Source organism: Bacteroides sp. AF39-11AC (assembly GCF_003474285.1).
Lineage (GTDB): Bacteria > Bacteroidota > Bacteroidia > Bacteroidales > Bacteroidaceae > Bacteroides.
Map to the genome: position 1 here is coordinate 684,214 of NZ_QROH01000002.1, position 24,045 is coordinate 708,258.

Annotated in this window: 14 protein-coding genes; 12 read left to right on the forward strand and 2 right to left on the reverse strand. The window is 42.0% G+C overall.

Annotation, left to right across the window (positions count from 1 at the left end; all coding sequences use genetic code 11):
- The first annotated feature begins 103 nt into the window (after positions 1–103).
- Genes DW036_RS05460 through DW036_RS05470 form a run of 3 tightly spaced genes read left to right on the forward strand, consistent with a single transcriptional unit; the run spans position 104 to position 4,359 of the window.
- Complete coding sequence (locus tag DW036_RS05460) at positions 104–2,317, forward strand: S9 family peptidase (protein WP_118462067.1); 2,214 nt, start codon at positions 104–106, stop codon at positions 2,315–2,317.
- Entirely contained in the window at positions 2,314–3,183 is an 870-nt protein-coding gene (gene lipA, locus DW036_RS05465; protein ID WP_118461913.1) for a lipoyl synthase, read from the forward strand. Before DW036_RS05460 ends, lipA begins: the two co-directional genes overlap by 4 nt.
- Positions 3,184–3,240: 57 nt before the next feature.
- Complete coding sequence (locus DW036_RS05470) at positions 3,241–4,359, forward strand: hypothetical protein (protein WP_118461915.1); 1,119 nt, start codon at positions 3,241–3,243, stop codon at positions 4,357–4,359.
- Here the strand turns inward: DW036_RS05470 and DW036_RS05475 are convergent.
- Together DW036_RS05475 and DW036_RS05480 are read right to left on the reverse strand one after the other, a co-directional pair.
- Positions 4,325–5,029, reverse strand: a complete 705-nt coding sequence (locus DW036_RS05475; protein WP_118461917.1) for an SAM-dependent methyltransferase — start codon at positions 5,027–5,029, stop codon at positions 4,325–4,327. The two genes, DW036_RS05470 and DW036_RS05475, sit on opposite strands and share 35 nt — an antisense overlap.
- Positions 5,030–5,151: 122 nt before the next feature.
- Positions 5,152–6,009: an enoyl-ACP reductase gene (locus DW036_RS05480; protein ID WP_022391855.1), complete on the reverse strand. Its 858-nt coding sequence runs from the start codon at positions 6,007–6,009 to the stop codon at positions 5,152–5,154.
- Between the two features lie 516 nt (positions 6,010–6,525).
- Between DW036_RS05480 and DW036_RS05485 the strand changes: the two genes are divergently transcribed.
- The 9 genes from DW036_RS05485 (at position 6,526) to DW036_RS05525 (ending at position 24,036) form a co-directional block, all read left to right on the forward strand.
- Positions 6,526–8,130: a glycoside hydrolase family 28 protein gene (locus tag DW036_RS05485; protein ID WP_118461919.1), complete on the forward strand. Its 1,605-nt coding sequence runs from the start codon at positions 6,526–6,528 to the stop codon at positions 8,128–8,130.
- A gap of 251 nt (positions 8,131–8,381) precedes the next feature.
- The gene (locus DW036_RS05490) at positions 8,382–9,602 is read left to right on the forward strand and encodes a DUF4861 domain-containing protein (RefSeq protein ID WP_118461921.1); all 1,221 of its coding nucleotides are present in this window, start codon (positions 8,382–8,384) and stop codon (positions 9,600–9,602) included.
- A 36-nt stretch (positions 9,603–9,638) separates the two neighbouring features.
- Positions 9,639–11,318 (forward strand): glycoside hydrolase 43 family protein, encoded by a 1,680-nt coding sequence (locus DW036_RS05495; protein WP_118461923.1) that lies wholly within the window; start codon positions 9,639–9,641, stop codon positions 11,316–11,318.
- Positions 11,319–11,716: 398 nt separating this feature from the next.
- Positions 11,717–12,370 carry an HAD family hydrolase gene (locus DW036_RS05500; RefSeq protein WP_118461925.1) on the forward strand — a complete coding sequence of 218 codons (654 nt, stop codon included), beginning with the start codon at positions 11,717–11,719 and terminating at the stop codon, positions 12,368–12,370.
- A gap of 404 nt (positions 12,371–12,774) precedes the next feature.
- A complete protein-coding gene (locus DW036_RS05505; RefSeq protein WP_118461927.1) occupies positions 12,775–15,258 on the forward strand; it encodes a glycoside hydrolase N-terminal domain-containing protein in 2,484 nt (827 codons plus the stop codon).
- A 292-nt stretch (positions 15,259–15,550) separates the two neighbouring features.
- On the forward strand, positions 15,551–18,811 hold the full coding sequence (locus DW036_RS05510) for a TonB-dependent receptor (RefSeq protein WP_233560312.1): 3,261 nt from the start codon (positions 15,551–15,553) through the stop codon (positions 18,809–18,811).
- Positions 18,812–18,833: 22 nt separating this feature from the next.
- Positions 18,834–20,819, forward strand: coding sequence for a RagB/SusD family nutrient uptake outer membrane protein (locus tag DW036_RS05515; RefSeq protein WP_118461930.1), 1,986 nt, complete (start codon positions 18,834–18,836; stop codon positions 20,817–20,819).
- Positions 20,820–20,839: 20 nt separating this feature from the next.
- Positions 20,840–22,528, forward strand: a complete 1,689-nt coding sequence (locus tag DW036_RS05520; protein ID WP_158585944.1) for a DUF4957 domain-containing protein — start codon at positions 20,840–20,842, stop codon at positions 22,526–22,528.
- 95 nt (positions 22,529–22,623) lie between these two features.
- Positions 22,624–24,036, forward strand: coding sequence for a glycoside hydrolase family 140 protein (locus tag DW036_RS05525; protein ID WP_118462069.1), 1,413 nt, complete (start codon positions 22,624–22,626; stop codon positions 24,034–24,036).
- The last annotated feature ends 9 nt before the right edge of the window (positions 24,037–24,045 follow it).

Here is a 24,045-nt window from a genome sequence, read left to right on the forward strand (position 1 = left end):
TGGGCGGGCTTTTTTCGGCCTTACACATCAGGAAACATTATTTATCTATATCTTTTCGGTTTTTATCCCTATATTTGCTCCCCTAAAGAAATCAATCAGAATTATGAAACAGATAAGTATTGCAATTCTTCTTTGCCTCTGCACATTGGCAAGTTTCGCACAAGGCGGCCAGGCACTTGATTTAAAAGACATTGTATCGGGGAAATTCCGCGCAGAAAACATTTACGGAGTCATTCCCATTCCCGGAGACGGAGAACATTACTCACAGATGAATCCGGAAGGAACACAGATTATCAAATACTCTTTCAAAACAGGCAAACCGGTGGAAGTACTGTTTGATGCTGCCACTGCCCGTGAATGTACATTCAAAACGTTCGATAGTTATAGTTTCTCACCGGATGGCACCAAATTACTTATCGCAACAGAAACGACACCAATCTACCGCCATTCTTATACAGCTGTACATTATATATACAGTCTGAAACGAAATATCAATGGAGAAATCAATAACATTGTAGAAAAGCTCTCAGACGGTGGTCCGCAGCAGGTGCCGGTATTCTCACCGGATGGAACTATGGTTGCCTTCGTGAGAGATAATAATATTTATCTGGTCAAGTTCCTGTTTGGCAACAGCGAAAGTCAGGTAACAGAGGATGGTAAACGTAATGCCGTACTGAATGGTATCCCCGATTGGGTATATGAAGAAGAATTCTCCTTCAACCGTGCACTGGAATTCAGTGCCGACAGCAAGATGATTGCTTATATCCGATTTGATGAGACAGAGGTGCCCTCTTACAGTTTTCCCGTCTTTGCAGGAAGCAATCCTCATATCACAGCTTTCGAAAAGTATCCGGGAGATTACACCTATAAATATCCAAAGACCGGAGAAGCTAACTCTAAAGTGTCCGTACATACATTTGACATCAAATCGAAAGTGACACGTAAAATGCAGGTGCCGATGGATGCCGATGGATATATTCCGCGCATCCGCTTTACACATGACCCTAATAAATTGGCTATCATAACGCTGAACCGCCACCAGAACCGCCTTGACATGTACTTTGGTGACCCACGTTCTACAGTTTGCAAGCAAGTGCTGCGCGACGAAAGCGATGCTTATATTAAAGAAGCCGTATTTGACAATATCATCTTCTATCCGGAAAATTTCAGTTTTGTGAGCGAAAAGAGTGGCTTCAATCATCTATATTGGTATAGTATGGGGGGCAACCTGCTTAAGCAAGTTACTACCGGAAACTATGAAGTGAAAGATTTCTTAGGCTGGGATGCCGTTGATGACAGTTTCTACTACACCAGTAATGAAGAAAGCCCCCTGCGGAAAGCTGTATACAAGATAGACCGTAAAGGGAAAAAGACCAAATTGTCTGCACAACCCGGTATCAATACTGCCCAGTTCAGTACGAACATGAAGTACTATATGAATCGTTACTCTAACCTGAGCACTCCTACCGTCATTACCCTGAACGACAATGCCGGTAAGGTGCTGAGCACACTTGTTACCAATGATAATCTGAAAAAGACCCTGGCACAATACAACGTACCTCAAAAGGAATTCTTTACTTTCCAGACTCAGGACGGAGCAACTTTGAACGGCTGGATGATGAAACCTACGGATTTCTCTGCATCCAAGAAATATCCCGTATTGCTATATCAATACAGCGGTCCCGGTTCACAACAAGTGCTCGACACATGGAGTATCAGTTGGGAAACCTATATGGCAAGCCGTGGTTTCATCGTAGTCTGTGTAGACGGACGCGGTACAGGCGGACGTGGTGCAGACTTTGAGAAATGCACCTACCTGAACTTAGGTGTGAAGGAAGCAAAAGATCAGGTGGCAACAGCCCAGTATATGGGTAGCCAGTCCTATGTAGACAAGAGTCGTATCGGTATCTGGGGATGGAGCTATGGCGGCTACATGACCATCATGAGTATGAGTGAAGGTACTCCCGTATTCAAAGCCGGAGTTGCCGTGGCAGCCGTTACCGATTGGAATTATTACGATACGATATACGGAGAACGTTTCATGCGTACTCCCAAAGAGAATGCCGAAGGTTATAAAAGTTCATCCGCTTTCACGCGTGCCAATCAGTTGAACGGAAACCTCTTGCTGGTACATGGTATGGCTGATGACAATGTTCACTTCCAGAACTGTGCAGAATACGCAGAGCATCTGGTACAACTGAACAAGCAGTTCGACATGCAGGTGTATACCAACCGCAACCATGGTATCTATGGTGGAAACACTCGTTATCATCTGTATACAAAGCTGACGAATTTCTTTGAAAGAGAGCTGAAATGAAAGACAGAGTACGTAAGCCCGAATGGCTCAAGATAAGCATTGGAGCCAACGAACGTTATACAGAAACCAAACGTATCGTTGACTCCCACTGCCTGCACACCATTTGCAGCAGCGGACGTTGCCCTAATATGGGAGAATGCTGGGGAAAAGGAACCGCCACCTTCATGATAGGAGGTGATATCTGTACCCGTTGCTGTAAATTTTGTAACACACAAACAGGCAAACCTTTGCCATTGGACCCGAATGAGCCCACTCATGTGGCTGAATCCGTAGCATTAATGAAATTATCCCATGCAGTAATTACTTCCGTAGACCGGGACGATCTGCCTGATCTCGGAGCTGCACATTGGGCACGTACCATTCAGGAAATCAAACGCCTCAACCCAGAGACGACAGTAGAAGTACTGATCCCCGATTTCCAAGGAAGAAAAGAATTGGTAGCTCAAGTTATTGAAGCCCATCCGGAAATCATCTCCCACAACATGGAGACTGTAAAACGCATCAGTCCCCTGGTTCGTAGTGCAGCCCGTTATGAAACAAGTCTGAAAGTTATACACCAGATAGCTGCAAGCGGAACAACTGCCAAATCGGGTATTATGGTAGGGCTGGGAGAGACACCGGAAGAAGTGGAAGAGTTGATGGATGACTTGCGCCAGGCAGGCTGTCAGATACTGACTATCGGTCAATACCTGCAACCTTCACATAAGCATTATCCTGTGGCAGAATACGTTACTCCGGCACAATTCGTTTTGTATAAAGAGAAAGGGCTCGCTAAAGGTTTCGACCAGGTAGAGAGTGCACCGCTGGTGCGTTCTTCTTATCATGCCGAGAAACAAATCCGATTCTATAAAAAAGGAACAGAATAAAAACTAATAGCTCTACTTATTTGTTATCTATGAAGTAACGGCAAAATAAAGTTAGCAATGTCTAAAAAAGGAGTTCTATCATCTAAATTTAATATGTCTTTGGGATTTGTCCCTGTTATCGTATCCATTGTATTATGTGAATTTACGACTCAGGACTTTTCCATCTACATCGGTGCAGGTGTTGGAGTCCTCTATAGCCTATATACAATATGGGGTAAAGGGATTAAGATTCCAAATTTCCTGCTTTACTGTACTACAGGAATGCTCCTGCTATTAACTTTTACAATCCTACTTTTCGGCGATTGCAGCTCTCATGAGATGCTGCCACTGACATTGGAAATCAGTACCCTGATACCAATCGTTATTATCTTCCTGAATAGGAAAAGATTTCTCGCCCACCAGGTTTCCCAATCAAAGAAATGTTGCAAACAACTTTTTGCACAAGGAGCGGAATCTGCTATCGTCTCTACAAGGGTAACAATAATCATTGCTTTCCTTCACTTCTTAGCTATTTTCATAGCAATTTTACTACCTGGTCCCCTGAGCGAAACAGCCCGGAATGTCTTGTTCCGTTATTGTCCGCCGGCTGTATTCCTGCTAAGCATACTGTGCAACCAGCTTGGTATTCTGTATTTCAATATCATAATGGAACACACAGCTTTTGTTCCTATAGTGAATACCAAAGGAGATGTAATAGGCAGAAGTCTAGCAGTAGATGCTATTAACCGGAAGAATGAATATATCAACCCGGTGATTCGTATTGCCGTTTCCCACAACGGCATGTTGTATCTCCGTCCGAGACCTCAACGTTGTATGCTGGATGCCGGAAAAACAGATGTACCGTTGGAATGTTATCTTTTATATGGAGAAACTTTGGAACAAGCCATTATACGGCTTGTCAAACAATCATTTCCGCAAGCTCCCATACAGGATTTGCAGTTCAACATCATGTATCATTTCGAGAATAAAGTGACCAATCGTCTGATCTATCTTTTCCTTATTGAAATAGAAGACGAGAATCTTTTGCGGGACAAACAAACCAGAGATGGAAAGCTCTGGACCTTCCAGCAAATAGAACACAATTTAGACAAGAACTTTTTCAGTTGTTGCTTCGAGAACGAATACGAACACCTGAAAGATGTTATTTATACAAGAGAAAAATACAAGGAATTTTAGAAAGATCAGGTACTTTACCTTGCCACTCTTTCACGGTTTTGGTTTTGATATACTCTCCCTCACACGTAATATTTGCAGCAATACAGAGTTTGGTTTGCGGACGGCAGTTACTCAGGATGTCTTCCACCATTTTATTATTGCGATAAGGAGTTTCAATGAAAAGTTGGGTTTGCTGTTCAGCATAGACTCGTTGTTCCAGAGTCTTTAGTTTTTTAGCACGTTCGCCCGGTTCAATAGGAAGGTAACCATGGAAAGCAAAACTTTGTCCATTAAAGCCTGAACCCATAACAGACATGATTATGGAAGAAGGACCCACCAAAGGAACCACCTTTAAATTCTTTCGCTGTGCAATCGCCACCACATCAGCTCCCGGATCAGCCACAGCCGGACAACCGGCCTCAGAAATCACTCCCATAGGCTGCCCTGCTACCAATGGTTTCAGGTAACCGGAAATATCTTCGGGCGAAGTATGTTTATTCAACGGATAAAAAGTCAATGCGTCAATATCTATTTCCCGATCCACTTTCTTCAGAAAACGACGTGCAGAGCGCACATCCTCCACGATGAAGTGACGAATACCTAAAATAATCTCCTTATTATAGGAAGGCAATACTGTTTCAATCGGTGTATCACCCAAAGTAACGGGCAAAAGATAAAGAGCAGTTTCCACGTTGATAAATGATTAATTATTAGTGATAAGTGATAAAAAAGAAGTGATGAGTGATTAATTTCCCTACAACATCATGTTGCATAGTCACTAATCACTCATCACTAACCGTTAATCATTATATATTAACCGTATATAATGTTTCCATTCTCATCCATATATTCATCCAGTCCTTTTTCATAAGTAGCCATAGCACGCAAACTCATTCCGACGCTGGAGAAACCACCATCATGGAACAGGTTTTGCATAGTTACCTTACGAGTCAAATCGGAGAACATTACAATACAATAGTCAGCACATTCGTCTGCCGATGCATTACCCAGTGGAGACATACGGTTGGCAAAGTCGAACAGCTTATCCATACCTTTCACGCCGGAACCGGCAGTTGTCATCGTAGGAGACTGTGAAATGGTATTGACACGTACATTATGTTCGCGACCATAGATATAACCGAAACTACGTGCAATAGACTCTAACAATGCTTTTGCATCAGCCATATCGTTGTATCCGTAGAAAGTACGTTGCGCAGCCACATAGCTCAATGCAAGGATTGAACCATAATCGGCTATTGCATTCAGTTTCTTAGCTGCTTGTATCATCTTATGGAAAGATACGGCAGAAATATCAAGAGTCTTACCCAGCATATCATAATCCAGGTCATCATATGTGCGCTTCTTACGAACATTCGGAGACATACCGATAGAGTGAAGTACAAAATCAATTGGACCGCCCAATACTTCCATGGAGCGTTTGAATACATTTTCCAAATCTTCTACGCTGGTTGCGTCAGCAGGGATAACTTCACACTGCAATTTATCTGCCAGTGCAGAAACTTCGCCCATGCGAACTGCTACCGGAGTGTTTGACAAGGTGATTGTTGCACCTTCTTCTACAGCTTTTTCAGCTACTTTCCAGGCAATGGACTGCTCATTCAGAGCACCGAAAATAATGCCTCTTTTTCCTTTCAACAAATTGTAACTCATACCTATAATATTAAAGTTTACAAGGTTTCAGCAGGCAAGCCAGCAAGGTATTACCTCTATGTACCTTTCCCCGTCGACTTGTATCTTATCACCTCGTTTACTGTTTTTTGAGGTCGCAAAGATAGTGCAAATTGAACGCATAGCAAAATAAGCTCGCTTATTTTTGCTTTGCTGAAATGCCGCCTATCTTATTTAAAGATATGAACTTTCTACATAAAAAAACTCCGAAAGTGTGCAAAGAAAAGGCCAAAACCACAAAAAATCCACCTAAACCAACAAATTGTGCACATGGTTTCAGCTAAAGCCCGATACATTTGCAAACGGTAATTAAGAGGTTTTTTCATAATATTTATTTAAGGTTAGAATTAGGTTAACTTATTATTTCTTTCGCAAACTACTCGGGAGAGCAGTTTGCGGGAGGATAATAAAAATGAAGAGTTGGAAATTGAAGAGACCTGTTAACCCGCAACGAATAACTTATAAAGAATAACTTATAACTAAAATATAGTATCACGGATGAACACATTTATCAAAAAACTATTGGTGCTAACAGCGCTATCCTTTCCGTTATTACCTGTACAGAATACGGTAAACGCCCAAAACGGAAACTATATAGATGAAAGTATCTATGAGAATTTACCTTTCGATATGCCGAAAGTAGAACAACCTGCTTTTCCGGATTATACAGTCAATATTATAGACTTTGGAGCAAAAGGAGATGGTATCGTGTTGAATACCAAGGCCATCAACGATGCCATCAAAGCGGTAAATGCTAAAGGCGGTGGTAAGGTAGTCATCCCCGAAGGTTTATGGCTGACTGGTCCTATCGAACTGTTGAGCAATGTCAATCTGTATACGGAGATGAATGCTCTGATACTGTTTACTGATGATTTTGATGCTTATCCTATCATTGAGACTTCTTTCGAAGGATTAAATACACGTCGTTGTCAATCTCCTATTTCTGCCTGGAATGCAGAAAACATAGCCATTACAGGAAATGGTGTATTCGATGGTTCAGGTGATAGCTGGCGCCCGGTAAAGAAGGGTAAACTAACTTCCAGTCAATGGAATAGCCTGGTTAGTTCTGGTGGAGTAGTCGATGAAGCAGGTAGTATCTGGTACCCTACTGCAGGTGCACTGAAGGGCGCTATGGCTACCAAGGACTTCAATAATCCCGAAGGCATTGAAACAGATGAAGAATGGAATGAGATTCGTCCATGGTTGCGTCCGGTATTACTGAATATCGTTAAGAGCAAAAAGGTATTATTGGAAGGTGTTACTTTCAAAAACTCCCCCAGCTGGTGTCTGCATCCGCTATCCTGCGAACATATCACCATCCATAATGTGAAGGTATTCAATCCCTGGTATTCCCAGAACGGAGATGCTCTGGACTTGGAATCATGCAAGAATGCATTGATTATCAACAATATCTTTGATGCCGGTGACGATGCGATCTGCATCAAGTCGGGAAAAGACGAAGACGGTCGCAAACGTGGCGAGCCTTGCCAGAATGTGATTGTTAAGAACAATACCGTATTGCATGGTCACGGTGGTTTCGTCGTAGGAAGTGAAATGTCCGGTGGCGTAAAGAATGTCTATGTAACTGACTGCACATTCCTCGGCACAGACGTAGGGTTACGTTTTAAGAGTACTCGCGGACGCGGTGGCGTAGTGGAAGGTATTTACATCCACAACATTAATATGATTGACATTCCTCACGAAGCACTGTTGTTCGACCTTTTCTATGGAGGTAAAGGTGCGGGAGAAGAATCAGAAGAGGATCTGGAAGGAAGAATGAAATCATCGATTCCGGCTGTTACAGAGGAGACTCCTGCTTTCCGTGATATTCATATTACGAATGTTACCTGTAAAGGTGCCGGACGTGCTATGTTCTTCAATGGACTGCCCGAAATGCCTATCCGCAATGTACATGTAAAAAACGTTGTAGTTACAGATGCCAAACAAGGTATCGTCATCAGTCAGGCTGAAAATGTATCTATCGAAAATGTAAAGATAGAGACTAAAGGTACACCCTTGCAGGTACAGAAAGCCAAAGGCCTGAAAGTAAACGGAAAGACATACAATAACTCTGCGGCTAAAGCTCTGAATATAGATTTATAAACATAGGTAAGCGGACGACGCGGATAAAGCGGATGAACGCGGATTTAAAAGGCTACGCTATAATATTGATAAAAGTCTGCGTTCGTCTGCCTTATCCGCGTCGTCTGCATTTCCTTGCATCTCCGGTGTGTAGAGGAATTATCCGAAACCAATCATTCCCCCAAAGCCAGTAGTATTTATATCAAAATAAAAAAGGATTTACGCGAGGTTTCCACTAATTTTGTAGCAAATTAGTTATATACTTAAAAACCATGAAGAAGAAAATCTTTACAGCATTGCTATTATTGTGTACTCTCTCGGTAGCAGCAGAGGCACAAGAGACAGAAAAGAGTTTTACAGTGGAAGTAAGCAACACTTGGAACAAGGCAAAAGCAGACGAACCGGTAGTGATCAAACTGAGTGAAATCAATCCCCAGTTTCGTGTACGCTCGGCTGTTGTCATGAACGGTAATGAAGAAATCCCCTCGCAACTGGATGACCTGAACGGCGACCGCCGCCCGGACGAACTGGCATTCCTCGTTGACCTGCCTGCCAAAGGTAAAAAGACGCTGACCGTTACCTTATCTTCCGCCCAAAGCGACAAGACTTATCCGGCCCGCGTATATGCAGAAATGCTGGTCAGCGACAAAAGAGGAAAGCATGTGCCTGTACAGTCGGTAACCATCCCAGGCACCAGCAACATTTACAACCAAATGCACCACCACGGTCCGGCTTTCGAATCCGAACTGGTGGCATACCGCCTGTATTTCGACCATAAACAGACTGTTGACATCTATGGTAAATTCAACAAAGGTTTTGAAATCAAAGAATCACAATTCTACCCAACCGACGAACAACTGGCACGCGGCTTTGGTGATGATGTCCTTATGGTAGGAGGCAGTTGTGGTGTAGGTGCACTGAAAGGTTGGGACGGCAAAAAAGCTACCCATATCACCCCCGTCGCCACACTCACTGAGCGTATCATCGCCTATGGCCCGGTGCGCACGATCTCCGAAATTGAAGTAGCCGACTGGCAGTATCAGGGTTCGGAACTGAATATGACGAACCGCTATACCCTTTACGGCGGACACCGCGATGTATTCGTAGAAACATTCTTTGAAGAACCGTTGAAGGACGAAGTCTTCTGCACAGGTGTGGTAGATATCAAAGGCTCCATATCTTACTCCGACCACAAAGGTCTGATAGGTTGCTGGGGAACTGACTGGCCGGTGAATGACACCGTAAAGTATGCCAAAGAAACCGTAGGCCTGGCCACATACATCCCCCAGAAATATGTAAAGGATGAAGTGAAAGATAAAGCTAATTATCTGTACACCATCAGCGCCAAAGGTAACAGCTATTTCACACACAACATCACTTTTACTTCCATGAAGGAAACCTTCGGATATAAAACACCCGAAGCTTGGTTTGCCTACATCCGCGAGTGGAAGGACGAGCTGGAACATCCGGCAGTGGTGAAAGTGAAAAAGTGATAAATAACCAATCACTAATAACTAATCACTAAAAACATGAAAGCAAGAAAGACCCTAATGAGTCTCTGTCTGTTGCTCGCCTTGCCACTGGCGGCACAGCAAAAGAACTATGTTTCCGAAGTATGGGTAGCCGACCAAGGAAACGGTAAGTACAAGAACCCGGTACTCTATGCAGACTATTCCGACCCGGATGCCTGCCGTGTAGGAGATGATTTCTACATGACATCTTCCAGTTTCAACTGTCTGCCCGGACTTCAGATACTTCACTCCAAAGATTTGGTGAACTGGAGTATCATTGGTGCTGCCGTACCCTATGCACTGCCACCTATTGAAACTCCCGAACGTCCCGAACACGGTAACCGCGTATGGGCGCCCGCCATCCGTCATCACAACGGGGAGTTTTACATCTTCTGGGGAGATCCCGATCAGGGTGCTTTCATGGTGAAAGCCAAAGACCCGAAAGGTCCGTGGACCGAGCCTGTACTGGTGAAGCCGGGAAAAGGTATCATCGACACTTGCCCATTCTGGGACGAGGACGGTAAAGTATACATGGTACACGCTTATGCAGGCAGCCGCGCCGAATTGAAGAGTGTGATCACCATTTGCGAACTGAATGCCGAGGCAACTAAAGCCATTACCCCGTCGCGCATTGTATTCGACGGTCATGAAGCACACCAGACTTGTGAAGGTCCGAAGTTCTACAAACGTAACGGATATTATTATATCTTCCATCCGGCAGGCGGCGTACCCACAGGCTGGCAGGTAGTTCTGCGTTCCAAAAACGTATACGGCCCGTACGAATGGAAAACAGTGCTGGCACAAGGTGATAGCCCTGTCAACGGTCCTCACCAGGGTGCATGGGTAGATACTCCGACCGGAGAAGACTGGTTCCTGCACTTCCAGGATGTAGGTGCTTATGGCCGCTTGGTACATCTGCAACCGATGAAGTGGGTAAATGACTGGCCCGTAATCGGCATTGATAAAGACGGTGACGGTTGTGGTGAACCTGTAATGACTTACAAGAAACCGAATGTAGGCAAGACATATCCTATCTGTACTCCACAGGAAAGTGACGAATTTGATGGATACACTTTGTCACCACAGTGGCAATGGCATGCTAATATCAATGAGAAATGGGCATATTATGCCGGTGATCAGAGTATGATCCGTCTTTATTCTTACCCCGTTGTAAAGGAATACAAGAACCTGTTTGATGTAGCCAATCTGCTATTACAAAAAGCTCCTGCACCTAACTTCACCGCTACTATGAAGCTGACCTTCAAACCGGTAGAGAAATATAAAGGTGAACGTACCGGACTGGTAGTAATGGGTATGGATTACGCCGGATTGATCCTTGAGAATACGGATAAAGGTCTGGTACTCTCACAAGTATCCTGCCTGAAGGCTGACAAGGGCACACCGGAAGAAGTAAACGGTACAGTAGACCTGACTGATAACACAATTTACCTGAAAGTAAAATTCACCAGCGACGGCAAAAAGATTTCCAAGAGCGAAGGTGGACACGACCTGTTGGTAATGTGCGACTTCAGTTACAGCCTCGACGGTAAGAAATACCAGTCACTTGGCAAACCGTTCCAAGCAAGAGAAGGCAAATGGATCGGTGTTAAAGTAGGTACTTTCTGTACACGTCCGGCAATTACGACCAATGATGGCGGATGGTCGGATGTAGACTGGTTCCGTATCACAAAGAAATAATAATCGGCTCTTTAGCTAATCAATCTATTCCTCCTTATTGAAACTTTGTTTTCAGTAAGGAGGAATTTTCATTTCCACTCTGTTTTACATTCACCGCAGTCTATACCGTAACACTTATGCAGCTAATTATCATAGCGTTGCATTTACATTCCATTTACCACATAATGTAACGGCTTTTACCGCAGGATGTAACGCTCTTTACCCCGGGATGTAACGCTCTTTACCCCGGGATGTAACGACCTTTACCTCGGTATGTAAATGGAGTTACCGTGTGGGGTTAACAAAGTTATACTGTAAGGTAACCTAAGTTCCCCTGTAGGGTTACCGTCTTTTGATCTGTATCAACAGATTGTTTGAACGAAATGTCGTATCTTTGTGTTCATTAACGAAAAAGAAGTATGAAGAAATTAGTAATATTCGATTTAGACGGAACCCTACTAAACACCATCGCCGATTTGGCACAAAGTACAAACCATGCATTAGCAGCATTAGGATACCCCACCCACAAAGAAGAAGAATACAACTTTATGGTTGGCAACGGCATCAATAAGCTGTTTGAACGCGCTTTGCCCGAAGGGGAGAAAACGGAAGAGAATGTTTTGCGTGTACGGAAAGAATTTGTCCCTTATTACGACCAGCATAATGCCGACAAGAGTCGTCCTTACCCCGGCATTACGGAACTTTTGGACGAACTGCAAGCCAAAGGTTTGCAAGTGGCCGTTGCTTCAAACAAGTACCAAGCGGCTACCGAAAAACTTATTGCCCACTATTTCCCCAATATCCGCTTTACCGCTGTATTCGGCCAACGTGAAGGTGTCAATGTGAAACCTGACCCTACCGTGGTATATGATATCCTGAAGATAGCACAGATTTCCAAAGAAGATGTTCTCTACGTAGGAGATTCCGGTGTGGATATGCAGACTGCCATTCATGCGGAAGTGACTTCCTGCGGTGTAACCTGGGGATTCCGCCCGCGTGCCGAACTGGAAACTTTCCACCCAAATTATATTATAGATAAAGCTGAAGAGGTTTTGGAAATAGTTTTTAGATAAGAGGGGAGCTATATTCGTTTCTATATGGTTATGAGCTAAATTGATACGCGGACAAGGCGGACGAACGCGGATTTTATAAGGCTGAAAGCCTGAGATTACATAGCGTAGGGCAACGCCCTACGTGATTATGTATATCTCTATTTAAGCCCTGAAAGGGCGCAATCAAGCATACACGCTTTATCTCGCCCTTTCAGGGCTCAAAAATGGGGATGTATATTACGTAGGGCGATGCCCTACGCTATATAATGCAAGCCTTTCAGGCTTAAAATTCAGCCCGATAAATTATCATTTAGCTCATTATTGTGCCGTATTGCGTCATTTTTACTCCTTTTTAGCCAATTATTCCCCCTCAGAATGCCTTAAACTGCCTAACATTGCAATCGAAATACTAAAAATGAAAAACAATGATAAAGAAATGGTTATTAGCATGTTTCACAGTTGTTTATGCCGGAACTAATCTACAGGCACAACAAGAAGATCAAACCCTCAAACTATGGTACGACAAACCTGCCACGCAATGGGTGGAAGCTCTGCCATTAGGTAACGGACGTATAGGCGCCATGGTTTTCGGCGATCCGGTACACGAACAGTTCCAGTTGAACGAAGAAACCGTGTGGGGCGGTTCTCCCCACAACAATACCAACCCCAAAGCTAAAGATGCCCTGCCTCGTATCCGCCAGCTCATCTTCGAAGGTAAGAACAAAGAAGCACAGGAGCTTTGCGGCCCTACCATTTGCTCGCAATCAGCCAATGGAATGCCTTATCAGACAGTAGGTTCACTGCATCTGGACTTCGACGGTATCAATGAGTACAATGACTATTACCGCGATCTGGATATAGAAAAGGCAATTGCTACCACCCGCTTCACAGCCAATGGTGTGACTTATACGCGAGAAGCCTACACCTCCTTCCCCGATCAGGTATTAGTGATCCGGCTGACGGCTTCACAAAAGAGAAGCATCTCATTCACAGCCAAATACACCACTCCTTATAAAAGTGGTGTGGTACGTTGCATCTCCCCCCGTAAGGAATTGCAATTGAATGGAAAAGCCAACGATCATGAAGGCATTGAAGGAAAAGTAGAATTTACCGCACTTACCTGTATAGAAAACAACGGTGGAAAGTTGGAAATACTATCAGACAGCACTCTACAGGTAAAAGACGCGAACAGTGTTGTACTGTATGTTTCCGTCGGAACCAACTTCGTGAATTATAAAGACGTTTCGGGTGATGCCCTCAATAGCGCACAACAGTATCTGAAACAGGTTAATAAGAACTACACAAAGAGTAAGGCTTCACATATCAATGCATATCAGAAATACTTCAACCGTGTATCTCTGAACTTGGGAAGTAATGCTCAGATCAATAAACCGACAGATGTACGTGTAAAAGAGTTCAGCAGTAGTTTCGATCCGCAGATGGCTGCCTTGTACTTCCAATTCGGACGTTACCTCTTAATATGCAGTTCTCAACCGGGTGGACAGGCTGCCAACCTGCAGGGTATCTGGAACTACCAACTACGTGCTCCCTGGGATGGCAAATATACCACTGACATCAACGTTGAAATGAACTATTGGCCAGCCGAAAGCACTTCTCTGCCCGAAATGCACGAACCTTTCCTGCAATTAGTGAAAGAAGTAGCCATACAAGGACGTGAAAGCGCAGCCATGTACGGTTGTCGCGGCTGGACATTACATCACAACACAGACATCTGGCGCAGCACAGGTGCTGTCGACGGACCAAGTTATGGTGTATGGCCTACCTGCAATGCCTGGTTCTGCCAGCATCTTTGGGACCGGTATCTATTCTCCGGTGATAAGAACTATCTCTCGGAAGCATATCCTTTGATGCGCGGGGCCTGTGAGTTCTACCTCGACTTTTTGGTACGCGAACCGGAAAACAACTGGTTGGTAGTTGCCCCCTCCTACTCTCCGGAAAATAGTCCTGCAGTAAATGGACAACGCACATTTGTCGTTGTTGCCGGTACCACTATGGACAACCAGATGGTTTACGATCTTTTCTACAACACCATTGCCGCAGCCAAGCTAATGAACGAAACAACCACTTTCACCGACAGTCTGCAGACTGTTGTCGACAATTTAGCACCGATGCAGGTAGGCCGTTGGGGGCAGTTACAGGAGTGGATGTACGACTGGGATAATCCTAAAGATCGTCATCGCCATATTTCCCATCTCTGGGGACTGTATCCGGGACGCCAGATCAGCGCCTATCATTCCCCTGTTCTGTTTGAAGCAGCCAAGAAGTCTTTGATTGGACGTGGTGACCATTCTACGGGCTGGTCGATGGGATGGAAAGTTTGCTTATGGGCTCGTCTGCTGGATGGTAACCATGCTTATAAACTGATTACAGACCAACTTCACCCCACCACTGACGAAAAGGGGCAAAATGGTGGCACCTATCCAAACTTGTTCGATGCCCACCCGCCTTTCCAGATTGACGGTAACTTTGGCTGTGCTGCCGGTATTGCCGAAATGCTGGTTCAAAGCCATGACGGTGCTATCCATCTTCTTCCTGCTCTGCCTGACGTATGGAAAGAAGGAACACTGAAAGGTATCCGTTGCCGTGGTGGATTTACTGTGAATGAAATGAAGTGGGAAAACGGTAAGTTACAAACCGCCGTTATAACCTCCAATATTGGTGGTACACTCCGTATCCGCACTCAGACTCCCTTGTATTTGAATGGGGAAAAATTGAGCCCAACTACGCAAGAAGTGTCCGACAACCCACTTTTGCAATCACAGAGCATCCGCAAGCCATTAATTGCCGCTAATGCTCCAATTTGCATACCGGAATATGCACAGACTTATGTCTATGACATTGAAACAAGTGCAGGCAAAGAGTACATTCTGACATCAAAAGAACAATAAAATAAATAGTTATCAAAAACATAGAGATAGCGACTTAAGTGAGCCGTTCATATGTTAAAGTGTCAAGAGGGGAACAATAAATTCCCCTCTTTTCTGTTATATAACATCATTTCGATAAGCCACAGAAATAATATATATAGTGAAAAACAAAAATTACCACCCTAAAAACAGATATTACACATTTATCTTTTTACATCCATATACATTTGCAGCAAAGAATTAACAGTGTGCACGAACACACTAATGAAAAAAATCATTTTTAATTAATAACATGCAAAGAATGTCTAACAAGATGAAAAACATGCGCACCGCGCTACTATTCTTTTTAGTAGCCGTGATATCGCTTAGCGTATCTGCGCAAAATGTAACTGTAAAAGGTACAGTGACAGACCAAACAGGAGAGACGGTTATCGGTGCTTCCGTTGTACAAAAAGGAAATACCAGTAATGGTGTAATAACCGACATCGATGGAAATTTTTCTATCAACGTTCCTGCAAATGCGACCTTAATTTTTTCCTATGTAGGTATGAAAACACAGGAAATAGCCCTAAAAGGTCAAAAATCAATTAATGTAATACTAGAAGATGACTCACAAGCTTTAGATGAGGTTGTGGTTATCGGTTATGGTACTACTAAGAAAAAAGACTTAACCGGTTCAGTATCTTCTGTTAGTGGGGAAACTTTAGCAAAGGTTCCTGTATCCAGTGCTGCTGAAGCTTTAACAGGGCGTTTAGCCGGTGTACAAATTACTACAACAGATGGTTCTCCTGAAGCAGAAATGCTTATTCGTGTACGTGGTGGTGGTTCTGTTACAGGTGACAACTCACCTCTTTACATCGTGGATGGCTTCCCGGTATCCAACATTAATGATGTTGCCCCTGCTGATATCCAAACTATCGATGTTTTGAAGGATGCCTCTTCTACCGCTATTTATGGTTCGCAAGGTGCAAATGGTGTTGTAATTATTACTACCAAAAGCGCTAAAGGCGGCAAAACACAAATTTCTTATACCGGCTATATGCAATCTAAGAAATTAGCTAATCGTAAGAAAGTATTGGATACTTATGAATATGTAATGGCTAATTATGAATTAGCAGCATTAGGAGGTACTACCGACCTGAAAAACTTTGCAAATAATTTCGGTGTATATGATGACTTATACCTATATAAAAGCATTGAAGGCACTGACTGGCAAGATGACATGTTCGGTTCAAATGTACTTTCCAACTCACACAACATCAGCATTCAAGGTGGTAGTGAGAAAACGAAATATAGCCTAAGTGTTACCTACCAGAAAGATGGCGGTTTGATGGTAAATAATGATTTTAGTCGTGTTACTGGAAACTTCAAATTAAGCCACGAAATATCAAAAGCTTTAAAATTTGATTTCAATGCTCGTCTTTCTGACGCTACAACAAATGGTTCTGGTACTGCCGGTGGTAATTACAAAGTACGTACATCTGAAGCTATTACTAAAGCTCCAACAGAAGGTTTAAATGGATTCAAAGAGGTGGATCCAAGCCAAATGACAGAGGAAGAATACGAAGAATGGCAAGCCAGCCACATGTCTTTGACTGAACGTGCTCAACAATATTGGAAAAGAAAATATCAAAAAAGCTATAAATTCAATGGTAGTATAACTTGGAATATACTAAAAGGATTAAGTTTTAAAGCAGAAGCAGGTTACGAATGGGGTTTCAATGAAACTCAAAACTGGTGGGGACATACAACCAGCAATGCCTCATATGTAGGAGGACTCCCACTGGCCGATTGGACAAAAGAAAATAAAAAGAAACTTCGTGAAGCTGCCACATTGACTTATGATTTCGCAATTAACAAAGATCATCGTTTCAACATTTTGTTAGGACAAGAGATCAACAGTAGTATGGGGAATCAGAATTATATGTATGCAGACTATTTCAGTAAAGATTTGAACGCAGAACAAGTTTTTGCAAACTTTGGTTTGGCAGACGGTACAAAGAAAACAACCAGTAAGATAAGTGCAGATGATAATTTGGCTTCTTTCTTCGGACGTTTGAACTACAACTATGGAGATCGCTATTTGGTTACCTTCACCATGCGTGCCGATGGTTCTTCCAAATTTGCTCCTGGTAAGCAGTGGGGATATTTCCCAGCAGGTGCTATTGCATGGCGTATTAACCAAGAACCATTTATGGAAAATACCAAAGATTGGTTATCTAATTTAAAGTTACGCCTCAGTTATGGTACAGTAGGTAATAACCGCATTGCAAATACGTTATATATGATGACTTACGCAATTAATGCAAGTAAAACTTATGGTATCGGAGATGCTCTCAATAACTATTATTCAGCTACTAACAAACAGCTGGCTAACCCCGATTTAAAGTGGGAAACTACCATTACACGTAATATAGGTTTAGACTTTGGTTTATTTAATGAAAAAATATCCGGTACAGTAGAAGCTTATTGGAACACAGCTAAAGATCTTTTGATTGAGCGTAGTATCGTAGCTCCTGGTTATACAACCACCATGGAAAATACAGCTGAAACATCAAACAAGGGTCTCGAAATAAGTTTGAATGCTTTCATTCTAGAAAAGAAAAACTATAGTTTATCTGCTAACTTTAACATTGGATTCAACAAATCTAAAGTAGAAAAACTGGCTAATGGTTTGTCTGAAATGGCCTTTTCTTCTGGTTGGGCAAGCACCGACAACAAAGGCTATAATGACTATTTAGTAAAGGTAGGACAACCTGTAGGTTTGATGGTGGGTTGGGTTACAGATGGTTACTATACAACAAATGATTTTAGCAGTTATGACGAAAATTCTAAGAAATACATTTTAAAAGATGGCGTACCTACTACTGGACTTCTTGGTGGAAAAGCAGGTATACGTCCCGGAACTATCAAATTTAAAGATATCTCCGGTCCTAATGGCAAACCAGATGGAGTAATTGATGATTACGACCGTACAGTAATTGGTAAAGCATCACCTAAATTCACTGGCGGTTTCGGTTTAAACGGAACATTCTATGGCTTTGATGCATCACTTATGTTTAGCTTTGTTTATGGAAATGATATCTATAATGCAGAAAAAATGTCTGCTTCTCAACAATACAGAGTTAGCAATCCTAACTTATTAGGGTTTATGAATAGTAGCAACCGATATACATATATTGATAATGCAGGTAATTTAGTAACTGATTTAGCTACCTTACAGCAAATGAATGAGGGTGCTAACGCAAAAAAATACTGGACACCATGGTCATTTGGTAATGCTGTTATCACTCCTCATTCTTGGGCTATCGAAGATGGTTCATTCTTACGCCTACAAAATGTAACGGTAGGATATACTATTCCTAAAAAATATACTAACAAGTTCATGTGTGAAATGCTCCGCGTTTATTGCACACTTAATAATGTATTCTGCCTTACAAGCTATTCCGGTTATGACCCCGAAGTTAGTTCCACTATCCGTGGTAGTTCAGCTTCCGGTCTTACCCCAGGCGTCGATTACTCTTGTTATCCGAAGAGTTTCTCTTGGACATTGGGTGTAAACTTGACTTTCTAATCTAACTTAAAAGATAATCATCATGAAAATAAATAAATATATAATAGCAACATTCATGGGAGCGGCATCATTAACTTCTTGTGAGGATTTCCTTACAGTAGACTCTCCCTCTCAGTTCGATACAAACTACGTTTTCTCTAATGAAAATGATGCAAAAAAAGTGCTTTTGGGAGCATACCAATTATTCTGTGAAGACCCTTTCACATCTCGTATGTCAGCAGTATGGGCACAAAACACCGATGTAGAAGCTATTGCGCCAGGCGAAAAACCAGATGGTAGTCGTCGTGATGTATGGTCATTGCAAGGTGGATTACTAGAAGGGTTTGGTGATATAAAAAAGGCGTGGGATAATAACTATTTAGCAATAGATAGAGCTAACCAAGTCATTGAAGGTATCAGACAAAGTTCAATAGCTAATACTCCTAATATGAAAAGTATGTTGGCAGAAGCCTATTGCTTACGTGCTTATCGTTATTGGATGTTATGTTGTATTTGGGGAGATGTTCCTTATTTTAGTGAAGCTGCAAAGGCAGGTATGGAATTAGATCTCCCCAAAACAGATAAAAATATAATCTTCTCTAAAGAAATTCAGGCATTAGTTGATCAAGAAGAAAATATGATGTTCTCTGATGTCGCACCCGATGGTATCGAACGCATGAATCGTGATTTTGCACTTGGTTTGATTGCACGTCTGGCAATGTTCCGTGCAGGATATGGAATGACCAAAGAAGGCACAATGAAACGCGCAGAAGATTATTTGGATGTAACAAGTGAAGATTTAACTGTTACCTATACTATTAATGGTACAGAAAAAAGAGCTAGTACCTCCAGAGATTACTATGAACTAGCCAAAGATTACTGTCAAAAACTTATCAGTCTGAAAGGACGTACGTTAGTATCAGATTATAAAAACATATTTGAACGTCAATGTCAGTTTGTAACAACTCCTAACGAAGAAGTTCTTTATGAAGTAGCCTTTGTTGCCGGTAATGGCGGCGATGTAGCTTGGTGTATCGGTCAAACAGTAAGTGCTAGTTCTAAAGGTTCAACAACAATTCAAGTAAACTTAACCCCAAGTTACTATTGTTCATTCGATGACAATGATATACGTCGTGACGTTACTTGCTGTTTTGCTAAATATACAAGTGATAACACTCAATCACCAGAATCATTTACAGGGCTTACCGTTGGAAAATGGAGTCGCATGTGGATGACTAGTACCCCCGGTAAAGATTCATCTAAGGGAACCGGTATTAATTGGCCTCTGATGCGTTATTCCGATGTGTTGCTTATGTTGGCTGAAGCAGAAAATGAGTTGAATGGACCAACAGCTTTAGCAAAAGAGCAACTGCTTAAAGTACGTACTCGTGCTTTTTCTTCTGCAGATCAAAGCGAAAAGGTTACAAACTATGTAAATGCTTTAAGCAATAAAGAAGAGTTCTTCAATGCTATTGTTGATGAACGTGCATGGGAATTTGGTGGTGAAGCTTTACGCAAATATGACTTGGCGCGTTGGAACATCTATGGCAAGAAGATCGTAGAAACAATTGAAACTTTAACTCAGATGGGACGTTCTTCCATTGATGAGTTCAAAGATGAACCAGGAGTACAACCTTATTTGAACTATGCAAGAAAGCTTTATTATACAAAGAAAGCCGGTATGCTTGTATTCCTGAATGACAAATATAAATTGGCTCCGGAAGATGAGCCTAAAGAAACTGTAAAAGATGAAGATCTGAATAAAGCTGAAAATGAAGGAAAATATGCAACTATGAACTTCACTAGCCAACTTATTACCGCATTAACAGCTAAAGATCCTGTAACAGGAGAAGAAGTAAAAACAGGTGAATATGAACCTGCCAACTATATCAAATATTGCTGGAGAGGTTATACAGATCCTACCGGGCAAAGTGCAGTTCCTTATCTGTTGCCTATTGGTATTGAGACTGTTCAGAACAGTACAGTACTTAATAACGATGGTTATGGACACGTAAAAAGCAGTAACTAATCTCTAAAAGCCAAATGATTATGAAAAATATATTCAATATCAAAACATTATTATTAGCACTAACCCTAGGAGTTGGTGCAATGATGACAGGATGCGATGACGATGAAAGCCTACCAAAAGCAGATGCTTTATTCCGCCCTATTGTAAATGAAACAATCGTAGGGGGTCAATGGATCGAACTCAATTGGGATCGCTATGAAGGCGCTGATTCTTTTCAACTTGAGTTATCAGGAGAAGATGGGCTGGAATTAACAGCTGAAACAGACACTACATTTTATCGTTTCGAAGGCTTGTCATACGATACGGATTATGTAATTAAAATACGTTCATTTAGCAAAAGTTCCGGATTGGAATCTAAATTTTATATAGTACCTACTATCACCACCACAGATATCGTTACAGATTTAAAGGAGGTGCAGACCATTGATAATATGGCACTGGTATCATGGGGTAGTCCGGCAATATACAATAATCTGAAGATATTCCATGTATATACTCCCGAGGGAGCAACAGAAGAAACTGAAGAGGTTATAAAAGAAATACCACTATCTTCAGATGAATTAGCCTTAGGACAAATCATTATTGACGAATTAGAACCTGAGAATAATTATATTGTCCGCGCTTACTATGGTGACACTTATCTAGGTAAGAAGAAGTTTACAACTAAAGCGCCTGAAAATTATGAAGGAGCAGTTATAGACCTCCGCTCTTACAGTGAAGAGGATAGCTACAGCCTATTTACTCAAAGTTTCATAGATGATGCAGTTGCTCAATATCCTGACCAAAACATTACCATTGTATTACAAGGTGGCGTAGCCTATGAATTAGCTACAGTTCTACTTCCTGCAACTACCGGAACAATTAGTGTTGTTACGGGACAGACATTAAGAGGAAATGCAAGTTTCAGAGTATCAGGAAATCTCGGAGTAAAAGATGGTGCATCTGTAGGTGGATTTATCGTCAATAACGTGTTCTTTACTGAACATGATGACAAACCTAAGACTTCTGGCAATTTTGGTGGATGTTATTTATTTAACTTCAATAAATCAGGTGCAAGTTTAGGTACATTGAAACTCTTAAATTCAACAATCAAATACAAACGTGGTCTATGCCGCATACAAACAAAAGCATCTATTGATAATTTCATCATGGATAATTGCATTGTTGATTCTATTGGTGGATATGGTATTACAAATGCAGATAATGGTGATGCAGATATTAAAAATATCAATATCACAAACAGTACTTTCTCACACTGTGAAAAGTTATTTGTTTCAACGAAACCAAACAGTAAATCAGTTAATTCATTCTTTGCAGAGAAATGTACTTTTGTATACAACATGAAAGATGGGAACAACTACATGTTTGATTTCAACAATATGTCATTCGGTTCAGATCCAAAACTAAAAGATTGTCTATTCGGCCCTGGCGGCAATGCAGTATCAATTAAGGAAGATGGTAGCTCAACTGGGTCTATCGGTGCATTTAGCGCTTTCAGAGCAGCAAAAGGTAGTATGACTCTTGATAATTGCTATGGTACTACTGACATTAAATGGTATATGGCTGATGGTGCAACAGAACCGGCATCTGCATTGGAGTTAACATCAACCAAGACAGATGTTAATGCAACTTTCAGCAATGCAGCCGGCAGTAACTTCAGTTTGATAAATCTTACATTAAAAGGTGTTGCTGGTGATCCACGCTGGTAATAATCTCTTCTATCCTTATAGATAAATAATAAAAAGAGGGGCCGCTCCAAATGACTATTTGGTAGCGGCTACTTCATATCCTTAAAATGGAAGACATGAAAAAACTATTATTATATACCATCTTTGCCTGTATCTATTTACAAGCATTCCCTCAATCCCGTAATCTCCCTTGGGAGAATGGGAAACTGCAAGTATCAGAGAACTTCCGCTATCTTCAACATACCAACGGAACTCCCTTCTTCTGGCTCGGAGATACCGGTTGGTTACTTCCCGAAAGACTGAACCGGGATGAAGCGGAATACTACCTGGAACAATGTAAACAAGCCGGTTTCAATGTAGTACAAGTACAAACAATCAATGGTGTACCTGCAATGAACTTTTATGGGCAATCCTCTATGCCGGATAGATTTGATTTCTCAAACATAGATCATCCGGGAATATATGGTTATTGGGACCATATGGATTTCATCATTGATGCCGCCTCCCGTAGAGGAATATATATTGGCATGGTCTGCATTTGGGGTGGATTGGTAAAAAGTGGAAAAATGAATGTAGAAGAAGCCCAGACTTACGGTAGTTTCCTTGCCAATCGTTACAAAGATCGTCCTAACATCATCTGGATGATTGGCGGAGATATCTACGGAAACATCAAAACAGAAGTATGGAACATGCTTGCTAACACTATCAAATCTATCGACAAGAATCATCTAATGACTTTCCATCCTTTCGGCCGGACTCTTTCTACAGAATGGTTCAATGATACCCCATGGTTGGATTTCAACATGTTCCAAAGCGGACACCGTCGATACGGACAAAGCAAAGAGGATAAAAACAGCCTGTTGCCACAAGGTACGGAAGAGGATAACTGGCGATATGTGGAGCGTAGTCTTTCCCAACGCCCATTACGTCCGGTTATTGATGGCGAACCTTCCTATGAAGCTATTCCACAAGGCCTCCATGATCCAAAAGAAGGTTTCTGGAAAGACAATGATGTACGCAGATATGCTTATTGGTCTGTATTCGCCGGAGCATTCGGACATACATACGGGCACAGTTCCATCATGCAATTCTTAAAACCAGGAGTGAACCCGGCCTATGGTGCAACAAAGCTATGGTATGATGCACTAAAAGATCCCGGATTCAACCAGATGAAGTACCTGAAGACCTTAATACTTGCTTTCCCCTTCTATGAACGAGTACCCGATCAAAGTTGCATTGCCGGTGAGAATGGTACTAAGTATGAACGCCTTATTGCTACCCGGGGAAATGATTATATGTTAATCTATAACTATACCGGACGTAACATGCAAGTCAATCTCAATAAAATCAGTGGAAAAACTAAAAAGGCTTGGTGGTATTCACCCCGCAACGGCAACCTGTCTTATATTGGTGAATTCAGTTCCAATACAGCAACCTTCCAACCCGAAGGCAATCATATAAACGGAAATGATTGGGTATTGATTATCACAGATGCCAATAAAAATTACACAACGCATTGGCAAAACTAGCAAGAAAGG